The organism is Streptomyces silvae (assembly GCF_016745505.1).
GTDB classification, from domain to species: domain Bacteria; phylum Actinomycetota; class Actinomycetes; order Streptomycetales; family Streptomycetaceae; genus Streptomyces; species Streptomyces silvae.
Genome location: NZ_JAERUC010000203.1, coordinates 34,692 through 53,499, shown reverse-complemented (window position 1 = coordinate 53,499; position 18,808 = coordinate 34,692). Strand labels below are relative to the sequence as shown.

At 67.4% G+C, this 18,808-nt stretch carries 28 protein-coding genes; 2 read left to right on the top strand and 26 right to left on the bottom strand.

The annotated features are described in order from the left end of the window. Positions 1 to 174 precede the first annotated feature (174 nt). The 3 genes from rpsI to JKV81_RS34220 all read right to left on the bottom strand — a co-directional run bounded on the left by rpsI (position 175) and on the right by JKV81_RS34220 (position 3,053). Positions 175 to 702 carry a 30S ribosomal protein S9 gene (gene rpsI / locus JKV81_RS34230; protein ID WP_014047805.1) on the bottom strand — a complete coding sequence of 176 codons (528 nt, stop codon included), beginning with the start codon at positions 700 to 702 and terminating at the stop codon, positions 175 to 177. Between the two features lie 45 nt (positions 703 to 747). Next, positions 748 to 1,191: a 50S ribosomal protein L13 gene (gene rplM, locus JKV81_RS34225; RefSeq protein ID WP_129265071.1), complete on the bottom strand. Its 444-nt coding sequence runs from the start codon at positions 1,189 to 1,191 to the stop codon at positions 748 to 750. A gap of 242 nt (positions 1,192 to 1,433) precedes the next feature. Beyond that, positions 1,434 to 3,053: an ATP-binding cassette domain-containing protein gene (locus JKV81_RS34220; protein ID WP_129265070.1), complete on the bottom strand. Its 1,620-nt coding sequence runs from the start codon at positions 3,051 to 3,053 to the stop codon at positions 1,434 to 1,436. A 67-nt stretch (positions 3,054 to 3,120) separates the two neighbouring features. Here JKV81_RS34220 and JKV81_RS34215 point away from each other — a divergent pair, with 67 nt between their 5' ends. Together JKV81_RS34215 and JKV81_RS34210 are read left to right on the top strand one after the other, a co-directional pair. Beyond that, positions 3,121 to 3,978: a hypothetical protein gene (locus JKV81_RS34215; protein WP_124274242.1), complete on the top strand. Its 858-nt coding sequence runs from the start codon at positions 3,121 to 3,123 to the stop codon at positions 3,976 to 3,978. 64 nt (positions 3,979 to 4,042) lie between these two features. Further along, positions 4,043 to 5,932, top strand: coding sequence for a hypothetical protein (locus JKV81_RS34210; RefSeq protein WP_202079479.1), 1,890 nt, complete (start codon positions 4,043 to 4,045; stop codon positions 5,930 to 5,932). Here the strand turns inward: JKV81_RS34210 and truA are convergent. From truA to rplP, 23 genes are all read right to left on the bottom strand, one after another. Then, positions 5,901 to 6,755 (bottom strand): tRNA pseudouridine(38-40) synthase TruA, encoded by an 855-nt coding sequence (truA, locus tag JKV81_RS34205; RefSeq protein WP_099173842.1) that lies wholly within the window; start codon positions 6,753 to 6,755, stop codon positions 5,901 to 5,903. The two genes, JKV81_RS34210 and truA, sit on opposite strands and share 32 nt — an antisense overlap. A 93-nt stretch (positions 6,756 to 6,848) precedes the next feature. Further along, positions 6,849 to 7,355, bottom strand: coding sequence for a 50S ribosomal protein L17 (rplQ, locus tag JKV81_RS34200; protein ID WP_099173843.1), 507 nt, complete (start codon positions 7,353 to 7,355; stop codon positions 6,849 to 6,851). A gap of 144 nt (positions 7,356 to 7,499) precedes the next feature. Continuing rightward, on the bottom strand, positions 7,500 to 8,522 hold the full coding sequence (locus JKV81_RS34195) for a DNA-directed RNA polymerase subunit alpha (protein ID WP_003966937.1): 1,023 nt from the start codon (positions 8,520 to 8,522) through the stop codon (positions 7,500 to 7,502). A gap of 137 nt (positions 8,523 to 8,659) precedes the next feature. Further along, positions 8,660 to 9,064 carry a 30S ribosomal protein S11 gene (rpsK, locus tag JKV81_RS34190; RefSeq protein ID WP_003956432.1) on the bottom strand — a complete coding sequence of 135 codons (405 nt, stop codon included), beginning with the start codon at positions 9,062 to 9,064 and terminating at the stop codon, positions 8,660 to 8,662. Between the two features lie 104 nt (positions 9,065 to 9,168). Continuing rightward, the gene (rpsM, locus tag JKV81_RS34185; protein ID WP_014047799.1) at positions 9,169 to 9,549 is read right to left on the bottom strand and encodes a 30S ribosomal protein S13; all 381 of its coding nucleotides are present in this window, start codon (positions 9,547 to 9,549) and stop codon (positions 9,169 to 9,171) included. 197 nt (positions 9,550 to 9,746) lie between these two features. After that, the gene (rpmJ, locus tag JKV81_RS34180; RefSeq protein WP_003956441.1) at positions 9,747 to 9,860 is read right to left on the bottom strand and encodes a 50S ribosomal protein L36; all 114 of its coding nucleotides are present in this window, start codon (positions 9,858 to 9,860) and stop codon (positions 9,747 to 9,749) included. Positions 9,861 to 9,920: 60 nt separating this feature from the next. Then, complete coding sequence (infA, locus tag JKV81_RS34175) at positions 9,921 to 10,142, bottom strand: translation initiation factor IF-1 (RefSeq protein WP_003956442.1); 222 nt, start codon at positions 10,140 to 10,142, stop codon at positions 9,921 to 9,923. A gap of 177 nt (positions 10,143 to 10,319) precedes the next feature. Next, complete coding sequence (gene map, locus JKV81_RS34170) at positions 10,320 to 11,156, bottom strand: type I methionyl aminopeptidase (RefSeq protein WP_129265067.1); 837 nt, start codon at positions 11,154 to 11,156, stop codon at positions 10,320 to 10,322. A gap of 124 nt (positions 11,157 to 11,280) precedes the next feature. Further along, complete coding sequence (locus tag JKV81_RS34165; protein WP_124274238.1) at positions 11,281 to 11,940, bottom strand: adenylate kinase; 660 nt, start codon at positions 11,938 to 11,940, stop codon at positions 11,281 to 11,283. Further along, complete coding sequence (secY, locus tag JKV81_RS34160; RefSeq protein WP_099173846.1) at positions 11,940 to 13,259, bottom strand: preprotein translocase subunit SecY; 1,320 nt, start codon at positions 13,257 to 13,259, stop codon at positions 11,940 to 11,942. Before secY ends, JKV81_RS34165 begins: the two co-directional genes overlap by 1 nt. 220 nt (positions 13,260 to 13,479) lie before the next feature. Continuing rightward, positions 13,480 to 13,935, bottom strand: a complete 456-nt coding sequence (rplO, locus tag JKV81_RS34155) for a 50S ribosomal protein L15 (RefSeq protein WP_014047794.1) — start codon at positions 13,933 to 13,935, stop codon at positions 13,480 to 13,482. Position 13,936: 1 nt separating this feature from the next. Then, positions 13,937 to 14,119: a 50S ribosomal protein L30 gene (rpmD, locus tag JKV81_RS34150; protein WP_041985698.1), complete on the bottom strand. Its 183-nt coding sequence runs from the start codon at positions 14,117 to 14,119 to the stop codon at positions 13,937 to 13,939. Further along, a complete protein-coding gene (gene rpsE / locus JKV81_RS34145; protein ID WP_014047793.1) occupies positions 14,119 to 14,721 on the bottom strand; it encodes a 30S ribosomal protein S5 in 603 nt (200 codons plus the stop codon). The genes rpmD and rpsE overlap by 1 nt, the downstream gene beginning before the upstream one ends. A gap of 47 nt (positions 14,722 to 14,768) precedes the next feature. After that, on the bottom strand, positions 14,769 to 15,152 hold the full coding sequence (gene rplR, locus JKV81_RS34140) for a 50S ribosomal protein L18 (protein WP_033297607.1): 384 nt from the start codon (positions 15,150 to 15,152) through the stop codon (positions 14,769 to 14,771). A 2-nt stretch (positions 15,153 to 15,154) separates the two neighbouring features. Beyond that, positions 15,155 to 15,694, bottom strand: coding sequence for a 50S ribosomal protein L6 (gene rplF / locus JKV81_RS34135; RefSeq protein ID WP_014154583.1), 540 nt, complete (start codon positions 15,692 to 15,694; stop codon positions 15,155 to 15,157). Between the two features lie 21 nt (positions 15,695 to 15,715). Further along, positions 15,716 to 16,114: a 30S ribosomal protein S8 gene (gene rpsH, locus JKV81_RS34130; RefSeq protein WP_099173847.1), complete on the bottom strand. Its 399-nt coding sequence runs from the start codon at positions 16,112 to 16,114 to the stop codon at positions 15,716 to 15,718. Positions 16,115 to 16,335: 221 nt separating this feature from the next. Beyond that, complete coding sequence (locus JKV81_RS34125) at positions 16,336 to 16,521, bottom strand: type Z 30S ribosomal protein S14 (RefSeq protein ID WP_003948630.1); 186 nt, start codon at positions 16,519 to 16,521, stop codon at positions 16,336 to 16,338. A 2-nt stretch (positions 16,522 to 16,523) separates the two neighbouring features. Next, positions 16,524 to 17,081, bottom strand: a complete 558-nt coding sequence (gene rplE, locus JKV81_RS34120; RefSeq protein WP_073718383.1) for a 50S ribosomal protein L5 — start codon at positions 17,079 to 17,081, stop codon at positions 16,524 to 16,526. After that, complete coding sequence (gene rplX, locus JKV81_RS34115) at positions 17,081 to 17,404, bottom strand: 50S ribosomal protein L24 (protein ID WP_014047788.1); 324 nt, start codon at positions 17,402 to 17,404, stop codon at positions 17,081 to 17,083. The genes rplE and rplX overlap by 1 nt, the downstream gene beginning before the upstream one ends. A 2-nt stretch (positions 17,405 to 17,406) precedes the next feature. Beyond that, positions 17,407 to 17,775 (bottom strand): 50S ribosomal protein L14, encoded by a 369-nt coding sequence (gene rplN, locus JKV81_RS34110; protein ID WP_003974257.1) that lies wholly within the window; start codon positions 17,773 to 17,775, stop codon positions 17,407 to 17,409. Between the two features lie 101 nt (positions 17,776 to 17,876). After that, entirely contained in the window at positions 17,877 to 18,161 is a 285-nt protein-coding gene (gene rpsQ, locus JKV81_RS34105) for a 30S ribosomal protein S17 (protein WP_069171155.1), read from the bottom strand. After that, entirely contained in the window at positions 18,161 to 18,385 is a 225-nt protein-coding gene (gene rpmC / locus JKV81_RS34100) for a 50S ribosomal protein L29 (RefSeq protein WP_014047786.1), read from the bottom strand. Before rpmC ends, rpsQ begins: the two co-directional genes overlap by 1 nt. Beyond that, on the bottom strand, positions 18,385 to 18,804 hold the full coding sequence (gene rplP, locus JKV81_RS34095; RefSeq protein WP_014154587.1) for a 50S ribosomal protein L16: 420 nt from the start codon (positions 18,802 to 18,804) through the stop codon (positions 18,385 to 18,387). The genes rpmC and rplP overlap by 1 nt, the downstream gene beginning before the upstream one ends. Positions 18,805 to 18,808: the final 4 nt, after the last annotated feature.

Below are 18,808 nucleotides of genomic sequence, written 5' to 3'. Positions count from 1 at the left end.
AAACAGGGCGAAGCGAGGCAAGGCACAACAAAGAAGGGTGCGCCTGAGGCCGCCGACCCGATAAACGTGCAAACGTCTTAAGCCGTTATACGCCCGCGAGGGCTGATAAACGAACGCCCCAGCAGCACGAGGTGTGCCGCCGGGGCGAACGTGTAAAGCAGACGAGCAGGCGATTTAGCGCTTGCTGTACTGCGGGGCCTTACGGGCCTTCTTGAGACCGGCCTTCTTGCGCTCGACCGCACGGTCGTCGCGGGAGAGGAAGCCGGCCTTCTTCAGCGTGGCGCGGTTGTTGTCCACGTCCGCCTCGTTCAGCGCGCGGGCCACGCCGAGGCGCAGGGCGCCGGCCTGACCGGAGACGCCGCCACCCGAGATGCGGGCGATGACGTCGTAGCGGCCGTCGAGCTCGAGCACCTTGAAGGGCTCGTTGACTTCCTGCTGGTGCACCTTGTTGGGGAAGTAGTCCTCAAGGGTGCGACCGTTGATCTTCCACTTGCCGGAGCCCGGAACGATCCGGACACGGGCGATGGCGTTCTTGCGGCGGCCCAGGCCGGCCGCGGGCTGCGGGTCGCCGAAGCGGCCGGCAAGCGACTCGGAGGTGTACTCACCCTCGACGGGGACCTCCGACTCGAAGGTGGTCACCTCGGCGAAGGTCTCTTCGCCCTCGGTGCCCTCGACGGGCGTCTCAACAGTGGTCTCGGCCACGATTCTCCTCAGATCTTTCTGTACGTCTTAGGGGGGAGGCCGGAACTACTGCGCGACCTGGGTGATCTCGAACGGGACCGGCTGCTGCGCAGCGTGCGGGTGCTGGTCGCCCGCGTAGACCTTGAGCTTCGAGAGCATCTGGCGACCCAGGGTGTTCTTGGGGATCATGCCCTTGATGGCCTTCTCGACGGCCTTCTCGGGGTTCTTCGCGAGAAGCTCGTCGTAACGCACGGAACGGAGACCGCCCGGGAAGCCCGAGTGGCGGTACGCCATCTTCTGGGTCTTCTTGTTGCCGGAGAGGTGAACCTTCTCGGCGTTGATGATGATGACGAAGTCGCCCATGTCCATGTGGGGGGCGTAGATCGCCTTGTGCTTGCCTCGGAGGAGGTTCGCAGCCGTGGTGGCGAGACGGCCCAGGACGATGTCCTCGGCGTCGATGATGTGCCACTGGCGAGTGACATCGCCGGGCTTGGGGCTGTACGTACGCACTTCGTAGCCTTCGCTTCTTCAGTGGATGGGGTGCAGACACACGGCACCTCTGAAGCGATATGCAGCTGGGGCTCACACTGCCGGGGACACTGCCCGTATGCGAGCCACTGGTAACTGCTCCAGAGAACCTACGTAAGGGCTTCTCGCGTGAGAACGACCAAGCCAATACGCATAACGAACCAGAGACTACCGTTCGGCCACCGCGCAGGTCAAAACGCCTCCCGCACCGGGCCGCCGGCCCCCTACCGCACGCGCTCCACCCGGCGCTCGTCCCACACGGGCTCGGTGGACTCCCGCACCACCCCGTCCGAGCCGAAGACCAGGTACCGGTCGAAGGACTTCGCGAACCAGCGGTCGTGCGTGACCGCCATGACCGTCCCGTCGTACACCTCGAGACCGTCCTGGAGGGCCTCGGCCGACTCCAGGTCCAGGTTGTCCGTCGGCTCGTCCAGCAGCAGCGCGGTCGTGCCGGCCAGCTCCAGGAGCAGGATCTGGAACCGCGCCTGCTGTCCGCCGGACAGCCGCTCGAAGGCCTGGTCGCCCTGGCGCTCCAGCTCGTAGCGCCGCAGCACACCCATCGCGCCGCCGCGGTCCTTGGCGTGCTCCGTCCACAGGATCTCGACGAGCGTCTTGCCGAGCAGCTCCGGGTGGGCGTGCGTCTGCGCGAAGTGGCCGGGCACCACCCGGGCGCCGAGCTTCCACTCACCGGTGTGCGCCACGGGCTCCCCCGCCAGCAGCCGCAGGAAGTGCGACTTCCCCGACCCGTTGGAGCCGAGCACGGCGACCCGCTCCCCGTAGTAGATCTCCAGGTCGAACGGCTTCATCAGACCGGTCAGCTCCAGGCGGGTGCACGTCACCGCCCGCACCCCGGTCCTGCCGCCGCGCAGCCGCATCCTGATGTCCTGCTCGCGGGGCGGCTCCGGCGGCGGTCCCGCCTCCTCGAACTTCTTGAAGCGGGTCTGCATCGCGTGGTAGCGGTTCGCCATGTCGGGGCTGTTCGCCGCCTGCTGCCGCATCCGCAGGACGAGCGCCTTCAGCCGGGCGTGCTCCTCCTCCCAGCGCCGCAGGAGCTCCTCGAAGCGCGCGAACCGCTCCTTGCGGGCCTGGTGGTACGTGCCGAAGCCGCCGCCGTGCACCCAGACGTCCGACCCGGCGGGGCTGGGCTCGACGCTCACGATCTTCTCGGCGGCCCGGGAGAGCAGCTCCCGGTCGTGGGAGACGAAGAGCACCGTCTTACGGGTCTCCTTGAGCTTCTCCTCCAGCCACCGCTTGCCGGGGACGTCCAGATAGTTGTCCGGCTCGTCCAGCAGCAGCACCTCGTCCGGGCCGCGCAGCAGCGCCTCCAGGACCAGCCGCTTCTGCTCGCCCCCGCTGAGCGTGCGCACCTCGCGCCACTGCGCCTTCTCGTACGGGACACCGAGCGCGGCCGTGGTGCACATGTCCCACAGCGTCTCGGCCTCGTACCCCCGGGCCTCCGCCCAGTCGCTCAGGGCCTGCGCGTACGCCATCTGCGCGGCCTCGTCGTCGACGGTGAGGATGCGCTCCTCGGCCGCGTCGACCGCTGCGGCCGCCTCCCTGATCCGGGGCTGGGCCACGGAGACCAGCAGGTCACGGACGGTCCGCTCGTCCCGTACGGACCCCACGAACTGGGCCATCACCCCGAGCCCGCCGCTCACCGAGACCGAGCCGCCGTGCGGCTGGAGCTCCCCGGCGAGCAGCTTCAGGAGGGTCGTCTTGCCCGCCCCGTTCGCACCGACGAGGGCGACGACGGCCCCGTCGGCCACCCGGAACGAGGCATCGCCGAGCAGCACCCGTCCGTCCGGTAGGTAGTACTCCAGGTGGCCCGCTTCAAGATGTCCCATGCACAGCATTGTCACGGCATGCGAACCGTTGGCCCAACCGGATTACGGTCGGTCTAGGATTCGCCGCATGAGCTTTGGGCAAGGGGGGCCCTCCTGGGGGCCGGGAGGACCGGGAGAGAGCCGGACTCCGGACTGGGCGGCACTGGCCGAGGCGTCCGCCGCGCGCGGCAGGCGCAAGAAGTGGCTGATGATCGGCGGCGGCGCGGTGGCGACCGCCGCGGTGGCCGCGATCGTGGCCACCGCGGTCATCACGACCAACGGCGGCTCCTCCGGGGGGAACAAGAACGCCAGCGAGCTGCCGGCCCCGGCCGACCTGCCCTCGGAGAGCTCCGCGCCGGAGCCCTCCTTCTCCTCGGTCGCGCCGCCGCCCCCGCCGGACCCGAAGGACTACATAGCCGACGAGAAGAAGGACAAGGCCCCGGTCACGGTCGACGCCTTCTTCCCCGGCAGGAAGCTGACCATGGGCGACCGCGTCTACGCCAAGGGCGCCACCGCCCGTACGGAGAGCTGCGCCACGACGACCCAGGGCGCCCTCGGCTCGATCCTCGACACCAACGGCTGCGACCAGGTCATCCGCGCGACGTACAGCAAGGACGGCGTCGCGGTCACCGTCGGCCTCGCCGTGTTCGGCACCGAGGCGGAGGCCAGGAAGGCGGCCCAGCAGGCGTCCGGCGGCCTCGCCTCCCTCAGCGGTTCGGGGGTCCCCACGTTCTGCCGCGGCGGATCCGTCTGCCGGCGTACGGCCAACTCCTACGGCCGGTACGCCTACTTCACGATCGGCGGCTACACCAGCGGGAAGAACGTCACCACGGCGGCCAAGGACGTCTACAAGGCCGGTGACGACCTCACCGAGTTCACCTTCCGCCAGATCCGTCACCGCGGCGAGGTCCAGGCGTCGGCGGCCGCAGGGGCACCCGTCGCCTGACGGCCGTCCGTGCGCTCCCCCACGCACCAGCTCCGTCCCTCCCCTCGACCGAGGACCCGCCGCCGTGCGTCTGACCACCCTCTTCACCCTCCCGCGCGTCCTGCGCCACAGTGACGCGATAGGCGCCGACCTGCCCCCGGACGACGCCGTGGTCCTCGACGCCCCGGACCCCACGCTGCGGGTGGCCCTCGCCGCGGCCGCCGGTGGGGACCACGGCCCGGCCGCCGAGCTGCTCGCCCTGACCCGCGAGCACGCCCAGTGGGAGCGCCGGGACACCTGCGTCTCCCGCCTCGCGCGGGCCTCGCTGCACCACCCGGGCTGGCTGGACAGCTGGCTGGAAGAGTCCCCGCAGGACCCGGACGCCGTCCTGGTCAAGGCCGACCAGTACGTCTACCAGGCGTGGCAGATACGGACCGGGGCCCGGGCCAGGCATGTCGAGGCCGACCAGTTCCGGGCGTTCCACACGGTGCTGCGGGACGCGGTGCCGGTGATCTCCGAGGCCGCCGAGCTCAACCCCGACGACCCGGTCCCCTGGCGGGTCGCGCTGACCCAGGCCCGGGGCATCCAGGCGCCGCGGGAGGTCTTCGACACCTATCTGGCCGAGGCGAACGCGCGCGACCCGCACCACGAGGGCTGCCACGTCCAGGCACTCCAGTACCTCTGCGACAAGTGGTTCGGCTCGCACGAGGAGATGTTCGCCTTCGCGGAGAGCGCGGCCGCCCAGGCACCCCCGGGCTCCCGGCTCCACGCCCTGCCGCTCCAAGCCGTCGTCGAGTACCTGATCGCCGACGAGGAGGCCCCCGACCCCGATCCGTACGCCTCCCGCGTCGAGGCGGCGGTGACCCGCGCACAGGCCCTGTCGGACAGTTACGCCCCGGGGGACCGGGAGGCCGCCGGCTTCCGCAACCACCTGGCCCTGGTCCTCTGGTCGATGAACCGCTACGAGGAGGCCCTCACGGCCTTCCGCGACATCGGGGTGCACGTCACGACGTTCCCGTGGACCTACTTCGGTGACGCCCGCGCCGAGTTCCTGGAGGCCCGCTCCGACACCCGGGTCGAGCTGGCGATGCGGATCCCGTTCTTCCGCCCCTCCCCCGAGCCCCCGGCCACCGGCGCACCCGACTGGGAGCGCGAGCTGGCACCGCGGTCGGTCGCCATCGCCTCCACGGGCCCCACGGAGGTGGCCCAGGCCGCCCTGATCTGCGGGCACAGCCTGCGGACGGCCCCGGCCGGCAGCCATCACACGTACGTCGAGATCGTCCCGGACCCCGTACGCGGCAAGCGCGCGGCCCTGCTCCCCGAGGACCCGCTCACCTCGGCTGCGGACAGCTTCACCACGGCCGAGGACTGGCCGGCCCTGGTCCTGCACCGCACCCCGGAGCGCAGCAGCTTCACCCTGCTGCACCGGGGCCGGAAGGTGGCGGCCCACACCTGGGAGACCGCCGCCCCCGCCACCGACCACACCGAGGCGACGGCGACGGCGACCGTGCTGGCCCGGGTGTACGGGCTGACCGATCCACGCCCGCTGGCCCACGTCCTGCGGGCCACCGGCGACCCCGCCCGCCACCAGGGCGAGCTCGTCGCCGCCCTGGGACTCCCGCCCCTGCCGGCCGGGTACGGCGGCGAGCTGGAGATCCTCGCGGAGCTCCCCGGCGCCCGCGTCCTCGCCCGGCGCGGGTTCTTCGCGGGGATGCGGGACACCCTCACCACGAAGGACGGCGTCCACCCCGAGGCCCCGGCCCAGGACGAACCGCACCCGGCCCGCTGGTGGGCGCTGCGCACGGCCGCCCTGCTGTTCTTCACCGCGGCGGCGGTCTACGCCTGGTGGACACCGGACATCGGCTGGTTCCGCTCCACCGTGTCCAGCGTCCTCGCCGTGTACTACGCGGCCAAGCTGCTGCGCGCCCTGCGCCGCAGGCCGGTCAGCAGCACTCCGCCCCCGGCAGCGTCCTGACGTTCCGCGCCTCCAGGGCCCGGGCCGCCAGCAGCGCGTCCGCCGGATACGCCACCTCCTCCAGCGTCAGCCCGTGCGGCCGCACCACGTGCACCGCGGGGTCCCGCACCTTCGCCGCCAGCACCTCGGCCGGCCACCCGGCCGGTCTGCGCCCGTCCCCCACGAACAGCGCGGCGCCGATCAGCGCCCGCACCATGTTGTGGCAGAAGGCGTCGGCCTGGACGGTCGCCGTCAGCACCCCGGACTCCGCGTCCCGTACCCAGTGCAGCTTCTGGAGCGTACGGATGGTCGTGGCGCCCTCACGCTTCTTGCAGTACGCCGCGAAGTCGTGCTCCCCGGTCATCAGGGCGGCGGCCTCGTTCATCGCGTCCAGGTCCAGCGGCCGGTCGTGCCACAGCACATGCCCGCGGACCAGCGGGTCCACCCCGCCGGGCCGGTCGCCCACGCGGTACGCGTACCGCCGCCACAGCGCGGAGAACCGCGCGTTGAACCCTGCCGGGGCCACCGCCGCACGCCAGATCCGTACGTCCAGCGGCAGGCGCCCCGCCATCCGCCGCAGCAGCTTCTCCTCGTGCTCGGCCCACACCTCGGCCGGCAGATCGACGTGCGCCACCTGCCCGCGCGCGTGCACCCCCGCGTCGGTGCGCCCGGCGACCGTCAGGTCGTACGTCACCGAGGACCGGGTCACGGTCCGCAGGGCGTCCTCGATCTCGCCCTGCACGGTGCGCCTGCTGGTCTGCTTCGCCCAGCCGGAGAAGTCCTTGCCGTCGTAGGAAAGGTCCAGCCGTACCCGTACAAAGCCGGGCTCTGCCTCGTCACTCACCCGCAGATCCTCTCAAAGCAGATCCCTCTCACAAAGAACGGGCCCGCACCGCCCCGAAGGGTGATGCGGGCCCGTACCCGGGTCTCAGAACGCTCAGGCGTCCTTGGAGTCCTCGGCGGCGGCGTCGGCCGGCTTGGCGTCCTCGACGGTCTCGGCCGGAGCCTCGTCCTTCTTGAGGGCGTCTTCCTTGACGGCGCGCTTCGTCGCGGCCTCGGCCTCACCGGTGGCCTGCTGGGCCACGGTCAGCGCCTCGACCAGCTCGATGACGGCCATCGGGGCGTTGTCGCCACGACGGTTGCCGATCTTGGTGATGCGGGTGTAACCACCGGGGCGGTTCTCGTACCGCGGGGCGATCTCGGTGAAGAGCGTGTGCACGATGCCCTTGTCCGTGATCGACTGCAGCACCAGGCGACGGTTGTGGATGTCGCCCTTCTTCGCCTTGGTGATGAAACGCTCGGCGACCGGACGCAGGCGACGGGCCTTGGCCTCGGTCGTGGTGATGCGGCCGTGCTCGAACAGCGACTTCGCGAGGTTGATGAGAAGAAGCTTCTCGTGCGCAGCGCTGCCGCCCAGACGGGCACCCTTGGCGGGCTGAGGCATGGTTTTCTCCTTGTGTGCTGCACCGGCCGTATCAGGTACCGGTGTCAGTTCCCGCGAGGCGGTCGCCCCGCGGAAGTCTTACGTGCCTTGCGGCTCCGGCACGGGGGCACCCTCAAATCCGGGCACCCCCAGCCGGGAGGCGACTCAGTACTGCTCGGTCTCCACGAAACCGGCGTCCGCGTCGTCGTCCGCGCCGAACGCGTCGGCGGCGGCGGTCGGGTCGAAGCCGGGAGGCGAGTCCTTGAGCGCGAGGCCCATACCGGCCAGCTTCGCCTTGACCTCGTCGATCGACTTCGCACCGAAGTTGCGGATGTCGAGCAGGTCCGCCTCGGAGCGGGCCACGAGCTCACCCACGGAGTGGATGCCCTCGCGCTTGAGGCAGTTGTACGAACGGACCGTGAGCTCGAGCTCCTCGATCGGCAGCGCCAGATCGGCGGCGAGCGCGGCGTCCGTCGGGGACGGGCCCATGTCGATGCCCTCGGCGTCGATGTTGAGCTCGCGCGCCAGACCGAACAGCTCGACCAGGGTCTTACCGGCCGACGCCATGGCGTCACGGGGACGCATGGCCTGCTTGGTCTCGACGTCGACGATCAGCTTGTCGAAGTCGGTGCGCTGCTCGACACGGGTCGCCTCGACCTTGTACGTGACCTTGAGCACCGGCGAGTAGATGGAGTCGACCGGGATCCGGCCGATCTCCTGGCCCACCTGCTTGTTCTGGACGGCGGAGACGTAGCCGCGACCGCGCTCGACGGTCAGCTCCATCTCCAGCTTGCCCTTGCCGTTCAGCGTGGCCAGGACCAGGTCCGGGTTGTGGACCTCGACGCCGGCCGGCGGGGCGATGTCAGCAGCGGTGACCAGGCCGGGACCCTGCTTGCGCAGGTACATCACGACCGGCTCGTCGTGCTCCGAGGAGACGACCAGCTGCTTGATGTTGAGGATGAGGTCGGTCACGTCCTCCTTGACGCCCGGCACGGTGGTGAACTCGTGCAGGACACCGTCGATCCGGATGCTGGTGACAGCGGCACCGGGGATCGAGGAGAGGAGGGTACGGCGCAGGGAGTTACCGAGGGTGTAACCGAAGCCCGGCTCCAGCGGCTCGATCACGAACCGGGAGCGGAACTCGTCGACGACCTCTTCGGTCAGCGACGGACGCTGAGCGATAAGCATGAAGGAATCCTTCAGTCGTGGGCACCCACTATTTGATGCCCGACAGATGAAACAAGGATACGGGCGGCACGCCCCCGAAGGGACATACCGCCCGGATCCGGCGCTACTGACGCACGGCCGTCACCGGCCGTGACGGATCAGACGCGGCGACGCTTCGGCGGACGGCAGCCGTTGTGCGGCGTCGGGGTGACGTCCTGGATCGAACCGACCTCGAGGCCCGTGGCCTGGAGGGAGCGGATCGCGGTCTCACGGCCGGAGCCGGGACCCTTGACGAAGACGTCGACCTTGCGCATGCCGTGCTCCTGCGCGCGGCGGGCGGCCGACTCGGCGGCCATCTGCGCGGCGAAGGGGGTGGACTTGCGCGAGCCCTTGAAGCCGACGTGGCCGGCGGAGGCCCAGGAGATCACGTTGCCCGAGGGGTCCGTGATCGAGACGATCGTGTTGTTGAACGTGCTCTTGATGTGGGCGTGCCCGTGAGCGACGTTCTTCTTTTCCTTGCGACGCACCTTCTTGGCTGCGCCCTGACGACCCTTGGGGGGCATGTCTTGACTCCAGATGGAGAGGGGAGGTGATCGGTCCTACAGCGAAGACCGCTGGTTTCCGCGAACGTCCGGTGACCGGACACCCGCAGTGCGTCCGCTGAGGACTACTTCTTGCCCGGCTTCTTCTTACCGGCGATGGCGCGACGCGGGCCCTTGCGGGTACGCGCGTTCGTGCTGGTGCGCTGACCGTGGACCGGCAGACCGCGACGGTGCCGGATGCCCTGGTAGCAGCCGATCTCGATCTTGCGGCGAATGTCGCCCTGGATCTCGCGGCGAAGGTCACCCTCGGTGCGAAGGTTGGCGTCGACGTACTCGCGGATCTTGACCAGGTCCTCTTCGGCCAGGTCACGAACGCGGGTGTTCGGGTTCACGCCGGTGGTGGCGAGGATCTCCTTGGACCGGGTGCGCCCGATGCCGAAGACGTAGGTGAGGGCAACCTCCACGCGCTTTTCGCGCGGGATGTCAACACCTGAAACGCGTGCCATTCAATGGCTCCAGTTGTTATTTCGGGGGTCTTCCACAGTGCCGCTCCCGAACGCCGACCCCGACCGCGTGGGAAGGGATGGTACGCCCGGGTCCCCGGCCCCCGCCGGAGGTGTCGTCAGCCGAAGCTTGGACGGGCACTGCGTATGTACGTTTACGTGCGTCGCGCGAAGAGCTGCGAGATGCAGGTGGTCGTGCGTCAGCCCTGGCGCTGCTTGTGGCGCAGGTTGTCGCAGATGACCATGACCCGGCCGTGACGGCGGATCACCTTGCACTTGTCGCAGATCTTCTTGACGCTCGGCTTGACCTTCATGGGATGTCAGGTTCTCCGGGTCAGTGCCCTCACCACGCCGAAGCGGGATGGCGGCAAGATCTACTTGTACCGGTAGACGATCCGGCCACGCGTCAGGTCGTACGGAGACAGCTCCACCACGACCCGGTCATCCGGGAGGATACGGATGTAGTGCATCCGCATCTTGCCGCTGATGTGCGCGAGGACTTTGTGACCGTTCTGGAGTTCCACCTTGAACATGGCGTTCGGGAGGGACTCGATCACGGTGCCCTCAATTTCGATGGCACCTTGCTTCTTGGCCACGCTTCGCCTTTCGAATCGGCTACCTTGATCGACTCCCGCCGCCGCATGTAGACACACGGATGCACGAGAGCCGACGAGTCAGTCTACGTCAGCGGACTCCAAAAGACGAATCCGTCAAGTTTGCCCACTTCCTCTGATCCTTAGACACAGATCAGAGGGCAGAACTGGTGAGCGGGCTCAGCCGAGGGGATCGGGTGCCGCCTCGACGCCGTACTGGGCGAGCCTCGCCCGGCCGCAGTCCGGGGCGGTCAGGACCAGCGGGCCCTGCTCCGTGAGGGCGATCGAGTGCTCCCAGTGCGAGGACCAGGTGCCGTCGGTCGTGAGGACCGTCCACTCGTCGGCGAGGACCTTCGTCTGCGCCGTGCCCAGCGAGACCATGGGCTCGATGGCCAGGCAGACACCGGGGACGAGCTTGATCCCCTTGCCCCGCTTGCGCGAGACGTAGTTCAGCAGGTGCGGGTCCATGTGCATCTCGGTCCCGATGCCGTGGCCGCCGTAGTCCTCGATGATCCCGTACTTCCCGGTCGCCGGGCGGGGCTGGCGGCGGATGTAGGACTCGATGGCCTTCGAGATGTCGACGAGCCGGTTGTTCACCTTCATCGCGGCGATCCCGGCCCACATGGACTCCTCGGTCACCCGGGAGAGCTCGACGAGCTCCGGGGCGTGACCGGTTCCCACGAAGGCGGTGTACGCGGCGTCCCCGTGCCAGCCGTCGATGATCGCGCCGGCGTCGATCGAGATGATGTCGCCGTCCTTGAGGACCGTCTTCTCGTCCGGGATGCCGTGCACGACGACCTCGTTGACCGAGGTGCAGATGGTCGCGGGGAATCCGCCGTACCCCAGGAAGTTCGACTTGGCACCGTGGTCGGCGATCACCTTGCGGGCGACCTCGTCCAGATCCTTCGTCGTGGCGCCCGGCACGGCCGCCTCACGGGTGGCGGCGTGAATGGCAGCGACCACGAGGCCCGCCTCGCGCATCTTCGCGATCTGCTCGGGGGTCTTGATCTGCACCATCGCTGGGCGCCTTTCTGGGTACGGAGCTGGACATCGGAGCCGTACTCCACGATACGGCGCACAAACAGTCGGCCGCGACGCCCGAGGGCGCCGCGGCCGGCTGCGTGGTGTTGACGGACGAGGGTCAGACCTCGTCGGACTTCTTGAGGGCCTCCATGGCCCGCTCGGTCACCTCGGTGACCTTGCCGAGCGCGGAGATCGTCACGACCAGGCCCTGGGACCGGTAGTAGTCGATGATCGGCTCGGTCTGCGTGTGGTAGACCTCGAGACGCGTACGGACCGTCTCCTCCGTGTCGTCGTCCCGCTGGTACAGCTCGCCGCCGCAGGCGTCGCAGACGCCCTCGGTCTTCGGCGGGTTGTACGTCACGTGGAAGACGTGCGCGCTGTCGTTACGGCAGATGCGGCGGCCGGCGATGCGCTTGACCACCTCGTCCTCGGGGACCTCGAGGTCAAGAACCGCGTCGAGCTTGACGCCCTCACTGTGCAGCATCTCGTCGAGCGCCGCGGCCTGCCCCACATTGCGGGGGAAGCCGTCCAGGAGGAAGCCGTTCTCGGCGTCCTGCTGGGACATGCGGTCCTTGGCCATCGCGATGGTGACTTCGTCCGGCACCAGCTGTCCCGCGTCCATGAAGGCGCGGGCCTGCTTGCCAAGGTCGGTGCCCTGGCTGATGTTGGCGCGGAAGAGGTCGCCCGTGGAGATGTGCGGAATCGACAGATTCTTGGCAAGGAACGCAGCCTGCGTTCCCTTGCCGGCACCGGGCGGCCCGACGAGGACGATTCGCATCAGCGGAGGAACCCTTCGTAATTGCGCTGCTGGAGCTGACTCTCGATCTGCTTCACGGTCTCCAGACCCACACCCACGATGATCAGGATGCTCGTCCCGCCGAACGGGAAGTTCTGGTTAGCACCGCCGAAGCCTGCCAACGCCATCGTCGGCACCAGAGCGATCAGGCCCAGGTACAGCGAGCCCGGCCAAGTGATCCGGTTGAGCACGTAGCTCAGATACTCGGCAGTAGGTCGACCTGCCCGGATACCCGGGATGAAGCCACCATACTTCTTCATGTTGTCCGCGACTTCCTCGGGGTTGAACGAGATCGCCACATAGAAGAATGCGAAGAACACGATCAACAGGAAGTACGTCGCGATGTAGTAGGGGTGGTCGCCCTTGACGAAGTGGTCCTGAATCCAGGTCGCCCAGCCCGCGGTGGAGTTGGAGAACTGAACGATTAGAGCAGGGATATACAGCAGCGAAGAAGCGAAGATGACGGGAATCACACCCGCCTGGTTCACCTTCAGCGGGATGTAAGTGGACGTACCGCCGTAGGACCGGCGCCCGATCATCCGCTTCGCGTACTGCACGGGAACCCGGCGCTGGGCCTGCTCGACGAAGACGACGAGGCCGACCATCACGAAGCCGATGAGGATGACGGTGATGAACTCGATCCAGCCGTCGGCCAGCTTGCCGCTCTGCTTGATGGCCCACAGGGCGCCGGGGAAGCTGGCGGCGATCGAGATGAACATCAGGATCGACATGCCGTTGCCGATGCCGCGGTCGGTGATGAGCTCACCGAGCCACATGACGGCGGCGGTACCGGCGGTCATGGTGATGACCATGACGACGGTCGTGAAGATGGACTGGTTCGGGACGACCTGGTCGGCGACCGAGCAGCCGCTGAACAGTGCGCCGCTCCGAGCGGTGGCCACCAGGCCGGTGCCCTGGAGGATGGCCAGCGCGACCGTCAGATAACGCGTGTACTGCGTGATCTTGGCCGTGCCCGACTGCCCCTCCTTCTTGAGGGCTTCGAGCCGGGGGATGACGACGGTCAGCAGCTGAAGAATGATGCTGGCCGTGATGTACGGCATGATGCCGAGCGCGAAGATCGTGATCTGCAGCAGTGCACCACCGCTGAACATGTTCACCAGACCGAACAGGCTGTTGTTGCCCTGACTGGCCTGGTCAACACAGGTCTGGACGTTCTCGTAGCTCACCCCCGGTACGGGAATGTGCGCACCGAGACGGTAGAGCACGATGATGCCGAGCGTGAAGAGCAGCTTCTTGCGCAGGTCGGGCGTCTTGAACGCCCGGGCGAACGCGGTGAGCACGGTGCCTCCTGCGACCCCCGCGCAAAGCGTGAGGTGACGGTCTTGAGGATCGACGATTACGTAACAGTCAAAGGACCCCGGGCTTTTGCCCAGGACTTACCACAGCAACGCACGCCACCTTACCGGCGGACATGCCCCCCTAGGAACGACCAACCGGGGATGCCCCAAATGAGAGGCATCCCCGGTCGGGTGTTCAGGCCACTGTCCTGTCCGAGTTGTCTCAGACGAGTTCGGTGACGGTGCCGCCGGCAGCGGCGATCTTCTCCTTGGCGGAGCCGGAGACGGCGTCAACCGAAACCTGCAGCGCCACGGAGATCTCGCCCTGTCCGAGGACCTTGACGAGGTGGTTGTTGCGCACAGCGCCCTTGGCGACCAGGTCGGCCACCGTGACCTCTCCACCCTCGGGGTAGAGCGTCGCGAGCTTGTCCAGGTTCACGACCTGGTACTCCGTGCGGAACGGGTTCTTGAAGCCCTTGAGCTTCGGGAGACGCATGTGGAGGGGCATCTGGCCACCCTCGAAGCGCTCCGGAACCTGGTAACGAGCCTTCGTACCCTTGGTACCACGGCCTGCGGTCTTACCCTTGGACGCCTCACCACGACCCACACGGGTCTTGGCGGTCTTGGCGCCCGGGGCAGGCCGGAGGTTGTGGGCCTTCAGCGGGCTGTTCTCCGCCATGTCAGTCAACCTCCTCAACCGTCACGAGGTGGCGGACGGTGTTGGCCATTCCGCGGAACTCGGGGCGGTCCTCCTTGACAACCACGTCGTTCAGGCGCTTGAGCCCGAGCGAACGCAGGGTGTCGCGGTGGTTCTGCTTGCTGCCGATGTACGACTTCGTCTGCGTGATCTTGAGGCGAGCCATTACGCACCCGCTCCCGCACGCGCACGGAGCAGAGCCGCGGGGGCGACGTCCTCGAGGGGCAGACCGCGGCGGGCCGCGATCTCCTCGGGACGCTGCAGGCCCTGAAGGGCCGCCACGGTCGCGTGCACGATGTTGATCGGGTTCGACGAACCGAGCGACTTCGACAGGATGTCGTGAACGCCGGCGCACTCCAGAACGGCGCGCACCGGGCCACCCGCGATCACACCGGTACCGGGGGAAGCAGGCTTGAGCAGAACGACGCCCGCAGCCTTCTCGCCCTGGATCGGGTGAGGGATGGTGCCCTGGATACGCGGAACCTTGAAGAAGCTCTTCTTGGCCTCTTCGACGCCCTTGGCGATGGCCGCGGGAACTTCCTTGGCCTTGCCGTATCCGACACCGACGGTGCCGTCACCATCGCCCACCACGACCAGCGCGGTGAAGCTGAAGCGACGACCACCCTTCACTACCTTGGCGACGCGGTTGATCGCGACGACACGCTCGACGTACGCGGTCTTCTCGGCGGCTGCGCCACCGTCACGGCCCTTCCGGTCCCGCCGCTCGCCGCCACCGGCACCGCTTCCGCGGCGCTGGGGTCCAGCCATTGGATTTACCTCTCTCTGTTACGTCCGCTGTGCGTTGGAACCGGGGCTTAGAACTTCAGCCCGGCTTCACGGGCGGCGTCAGCCAGAGCGGCAATCCGCCCGGCGTACTGGTTACCACCGCGGTCAAACACGACGGCCTCGACGCCTGCAGCCTTGGCACGCTCGGCGACCAGGGCGCCGACCTGCTTGGCCTGGGCGCTCTTGTCACCCTCCGCACCACGGATCGACGTGTCCAGGGTCGACGCCGACGCGAGCGTGTGGCCCGCGATGTCGTCGATGACCTGGGCGACGATGTGGCGGTTGGAACGCGTCACGACCAAGCGGGGACGCTCCGGCGAACCGGAGATGTGCTTGCGGACGCGGATGTGGCGCCGCTTGAGAGCGGCACGCTTGTACGCGTCGCCCTTGGCGATCTTCACACCGTATGCCATGGCTACTTACCAGCCTTTCCGACCTTGCGGCGGATGACCTCGCCCGCGTACTTGACGCCCTTGGCCTTGTACGGGTCGGGCTTCCGCAGCTTGCGGATGTTGGCGGCTACCTCGCCGACCTTCTGCTTGTCGATGCCCTCGACGCTGAGCTTCGTGGGCGACTCGACCTTGAAGGTGATGCCTTCCGGAGCCTCGATGAGGATCGGGTGGCTGTAGCCCAGGGCGAACTCCAGGTTGGAGCCCTTTGCCTGGACGCGGTAACCGACACCGCTGATCTCGAGCGCCTTGCTGTATCCCTGGGTCACACCGGTGATCATGTTCGCCACCAGCGTGCGGGACAGGCCGTGAAGGGCCTTGTTCTGACGCTCGTCGTTCGGGCGGACGACGTTGAGCACGCCGTCCTCACCCTTGGTGACCTCGATCGGCGCTGCGACGGTGTGCGAGAGGGAACCCTTGGGGCCCTTCACCGCGACCGTGCGGCCATCGATGGTGACGTCCACACCGGCGGGAACCTGGATGGGGAGCTTGCCGATTCGCGACATGAGCTTTTCCTCCGTTCCCGACTACCAGACGTAGGCGAGGACTTCCCCACCTACGCCCTTCTTGCTGGCCTGCTGGCCGGTCAGGAGACCGTGGGACGTGGAGATGATCGCCACGCCCAGGCCGCCGAGAACCTTCGGCAGATTGGTGGACTTTGCGTAAACACGCAGACCCGGCTTCGAGATGCGCTTGATGCCGGCGATCGAACGCTCGCGGTTCGGACCGAACTTCAGCTCGAGGATGAGGTTCTTACCGACCTCTGCGTCCTCGACCTTCCAGCCGGTGATGAAGCCCTCCTGCTGGAGGATCTCCGCGATGTGCGACTTGATCTTGCTGTGCGGCATCGAAACATCGTCGTGATACGCCGAGTTCGCGTTGCGCAGACGCGTGAGCATGTCTGCGATGGGATCAGTCATGGTCATGAGTTGGCCTTCGGCCTCTCTCGCCGGGGTTTCCTGTATGCGCCATCCCTCTCCCCACTCAGTGGCGGGACGGGTGCGGTGCGGGGACCTACGGCGTAGTAAGTCGGTCAGGGCGGCAGGCGCCCAACCCTTCAAGCCTACGGCATGAAGAGCCGGGCTCCTGCCGACCGGATACTTACCGAGAGCTTTCCGGTCCTACGACGCCCGAGGGCGAAGCAGGGTTACCAGGAGCTCTTGGTCACGCCCGGCAGCTCGCCACGGTGAGCCATCTCACGAAGGCACACGCGGCAGAGGCCGAACTTGCGGTAGACGGAGTGGGGCCGGCCGCAGCGCTGGCAGCGGGTGTAACCGCGCACGCCGAACTTCGGCTTACGGGCGGCCTTAGCGATCAGAGCCTTCTTCGCCACGGTCAGTTCTCCTTGAACGGGAAGCCGAGGTGACGAAGCAGGGCACGACCCTCGTCGTCGTTGGTCGCCGTGGTGACCACGGTGATGTCCATGCCCCGGACCCGGTCGATCTTGTCCTGGTCGATCTCGTGGAACATGACCTGCTCCGTGAGACCGAAGGTGTAGTTGCCACGGCCGTCGAACTGCTTCGGCGACAGGCCGCGGAAGTCACGGATACGCGGAAGCGCGAGCGACAGCGTACGGTCCAGGAACTCCCACATGCGGTCACCACGGAGGGTGACGTGGCAGCCGATCGGCTGCCCCTCGCGCAGCTTGAACTGCGCGATCGACTTGCGGGCCTTCGTGACGGCCGGCTTCTGGCCCGTGATCGTGGTGAGGTCCTTGACGGCACCGTCGATCAGCTTGGAGTCGCGGGCGGCGTCGCCCACACCCATGTTGACCACGATCTTGACCAGACCGGGGACCTGCATGACGTTCTCGTACGAGAACTCCTCACGCAGCTTGCCGGCGATCTCTTCGCGGTAGCGCGTCTTGAGACGCGGCGCAGTGGTGGTCGTCATCAGATGTCCTCACCGGTCCGCTTGGCAACGCGGATCTTCTTGCCCTCGTCGTCAAAGCGGTAGCCGACGCGGGTGACGACCTTGTTGCCGTCCTTCTCCACGACCAGCTGAACGTTGCTGACGTGAATCGGGGCCTCGGTGGTGACAATGCCACCCGTCTGCGAACCGCGAGCCGTCTGACCGGCCTTGGTGTGCTTCTTGACCCGGTTGACACCCTCGACGAGGACACGGTCCTGGGCGGGGAAGGCAACGATGACCTTGCCCTGCTTGCCCTTGTCCTTACCGGTGATGACCTGAACCAGGTCGCCCTTCTTGATCTTCATGCTTACAGCACCTCCGGCGCGAGCGAGATGATCTTCATGAACTTCTTCTCGCGCAGCTCTCGGCCCACGGGGCCGAAGATACGGGTGCCGCGGGGGTCGCCGTCGTTCTTGAGAATGACAGCGGCGTTCTCGTCGAAGCGGATGTACGAGCCATCCGGGCGACGACGCTCCTTGACGGTGCGAACGATGACGGCCTTGACGACGTCACCCTTCTTCACGTTGCCACCGGGGATCGCGTCCTTGACGGTGGCGACGATGACGTCACCGATGCCCGCGTAGCGGCGACCCGAGCCACCGAGAACACGGATGGTGAGAATTTCCTTCGCACCCGTGTTGTCGGCGACGCGCAGTCGCGACTCCTGCTGGATCACGTCTATCTCCTGATCGTCTGCCGGTTCCCGGCAGGGGCTCCGTTACCGGAAGCCCCTGCCGAGCCTGGCGGAACTGGCCTGAGGGGAGACCCCCTCAGGGATTACTTGGCCTTCTCGAGGATCTCGACGATGCGCCAGCGCTTCGTGGCGGACAGCGGACGCGTCTCCATGATGACAACGCGGTCGCCGACGCCGGCAGCGTTCTGCTCGTCGTGAGCCTTGAGCTTGTTCGTACGGCGGATGACCTTGCCGTACAGCGCGTGCTTGACGCGGTCCTCGACAGCGACGACGACGGTCTTGTCCATCTTGTCGCTGACGACCAGACCCTCACGGGTCTTACGGAAACCGCGGTCGGTGTTGGTCTCAGTCACAGTCTTCTCGCTCATCAGACGCTCTCCACCGTCTCGATGCCCAGCTCGCGCTCGCGCATCAGGGTGTAGATCCGGGCGATGTCCTTACGGACGGACTTGAGCCGACCGTGGTTCTCGAGCTGGCCCGTCGCCGCCTGGAAGCGGAGGTTGAACAGCTCTTCCTTGGCCTCGCGGAGCTTGTTGAGAAGCTCCTCGTTGCCCAGCTCGCGCAGCTCGGACGCCTTGGTACCGGCCGACATCACGACTCACCTGCCTCGCGCCGAACGATCCGGCACTTCATCGGAAGCTTGTGAGCAGCGCGGGTGAGCGCCTCACGAGCAATCTTCTCGTTCGGGTAGGACAGCTCGAACATCACCCGACCGGGCTTGACGTTCGCGATCCACCACTCGGGAGAACCCTTACCGGAACCCATGCGGGTCTCGGCAGGCTTCTTCGTCAGGGGGCGGTCCGGGTAGATGTTGATCCAGACCTTGCCGCCACGCTTGATGTGGCGGGTCATCGCGATACGAGCTGCCTCGATCTGGCGGTTCGTCACGTACGCCGGGGACAGCGCCTGGATGCCGTACTCGCCGAACGCAACCTGCGTGCCACCCTTGGACATACCGCTGCGCTTCGGGTGGTGCTGCTTGCGGTGCTTGACCCTACGGGGGATCAGCATTTCG

Coding starts and splice junctions, on each gene's coding strand:
- JKV81_RS34220 (WP_129265070.1), bottom strand. CDS start 3,053: ATGGGACATCTTGAAGCGGGCCACCTGGAGTACTACCTACCGGACGGA.
- JKV81_RS34215 (WP_124274242.1), top strand. CDS start 3,121: ATGAGCTTTGGGCAAGGGGGGCCCTCCTGGGGGCCGGGAGGACCGGGA.
- rplQ (WP_099173843.1), bottom strand. CDS start 7,355: ATGCCTCAGCCCGCCAAGGGTGCCCGTCTGGGCGGCAGCGCTGCGCAC.
- JKV81_RS34195 (WP_003966937.1), bottom strand. CDS start 8,522: ATGCTTATCGCTCAGCGTCCGTCGCTGACCGAAGAGGTCGTCGACGAG.
- rpsK (WP_003956432.1), bottom strand. CDS start 9,064: ATGCCCCCCAAGGGTCGTCAGGGCGCAGCCAAGAAGGTGCGTCGCAAG.
- rpsM (WP_014047799.1), bottom strand. CDS start 9,549: ATGGCACGCGTTTCAGGTGTTGACATCCCGCGCGAAAAGCGCGTGGAG.
- rpmJ (WP_003956441.1), bottom strand. CDS start 9,860: ATGAAGGTCAAGCCGAGCGTCAAGAAGATCTGCGACAAGTGCAAGGTG.
- map (WP_129265067.1), bottom strand. CDS start 11,156: ATGGTGCAGATCAAGACCCCCGAGCAGATCGCGAAGATGCGCGAGGCG.
- JKV81_RS34165 (WP_124274238.1), bottom strand. CDS start 11,940: ATGCGAATCGTCCTCGTCGGGCCGCCCGGTGCCGGCAAGGGAACGCAG.
- rplO (WP_014047794.1), bottom strand. CDS start 13,935: ATGGCGGAGAACAGCCCGCTGAAGGCCCACAACCTCCGGCCTGCCCCG.
- rpmD (WP_041985698.1), bottom strand. CDS start 14,119: ATGGCTCGCCTCAAGATCACGCAGACGAAGTCGTACATCGGCAGCAAG.
- rpsE (WP_014047793.1), bottom strand. CDS start 14,721: ATGGCTGGACCCCAGCGCCGCGGAAGCGGTGCCGGTGGCGGCGAGCGG.
- rplR (WP_033297607.1), bottom strand. CDS start 15,152: ATGGCATACGGTGTGAAGATCGCCAAGGGCGACGCGTACAAGCGTGCC.
- rplF (WP_014154583.1), bottom strand. CDS start 15,694: ATGTCGCGAATCGGCAAGCTCCCCATCCAGGTTCCCGCCGGTGTGGAC.
- rpsH (WP_099173847.1), bottom strand. CDS start 16,114: ATGACCATGACTGATCCCATCGCAGACATGCTCACGCGTCTGCGCAAC.
- rplE (WP_073718383.1), bottom strand. CDS start 17,081: ATGACGACCACCACTGCGCCGCGTCTCAAGACGCGCTACCGCGAAGAG.
- rplX (WP_014047788.1), bottom strand. CDS start 17,404: ATGAAGATCAAGAAGGGCGACCTGGTTCAGGTCATCACCGGTAAGGAC.
- rpsQ (WP_069171155.1), bottom strand. CDS start 18,161: ATGAGCGAGAAGACTGTGACTGAGACCAACACCGACCGCGGTTTCCGT.
- rpmC (WP_014047786.1), bottom strand. CDS start 18,385: ATGTCGGCCGGTACCAAGGCGTCCGAGCTGCGCGAGCTGGGCAACGAG.
- rplP (WP_014154587.1), bottom strand. CDS start 18,804: ATGCTGATCCCCCGTAGGGTCAAGCACCGCAAGCAGCACCACCCGAAG.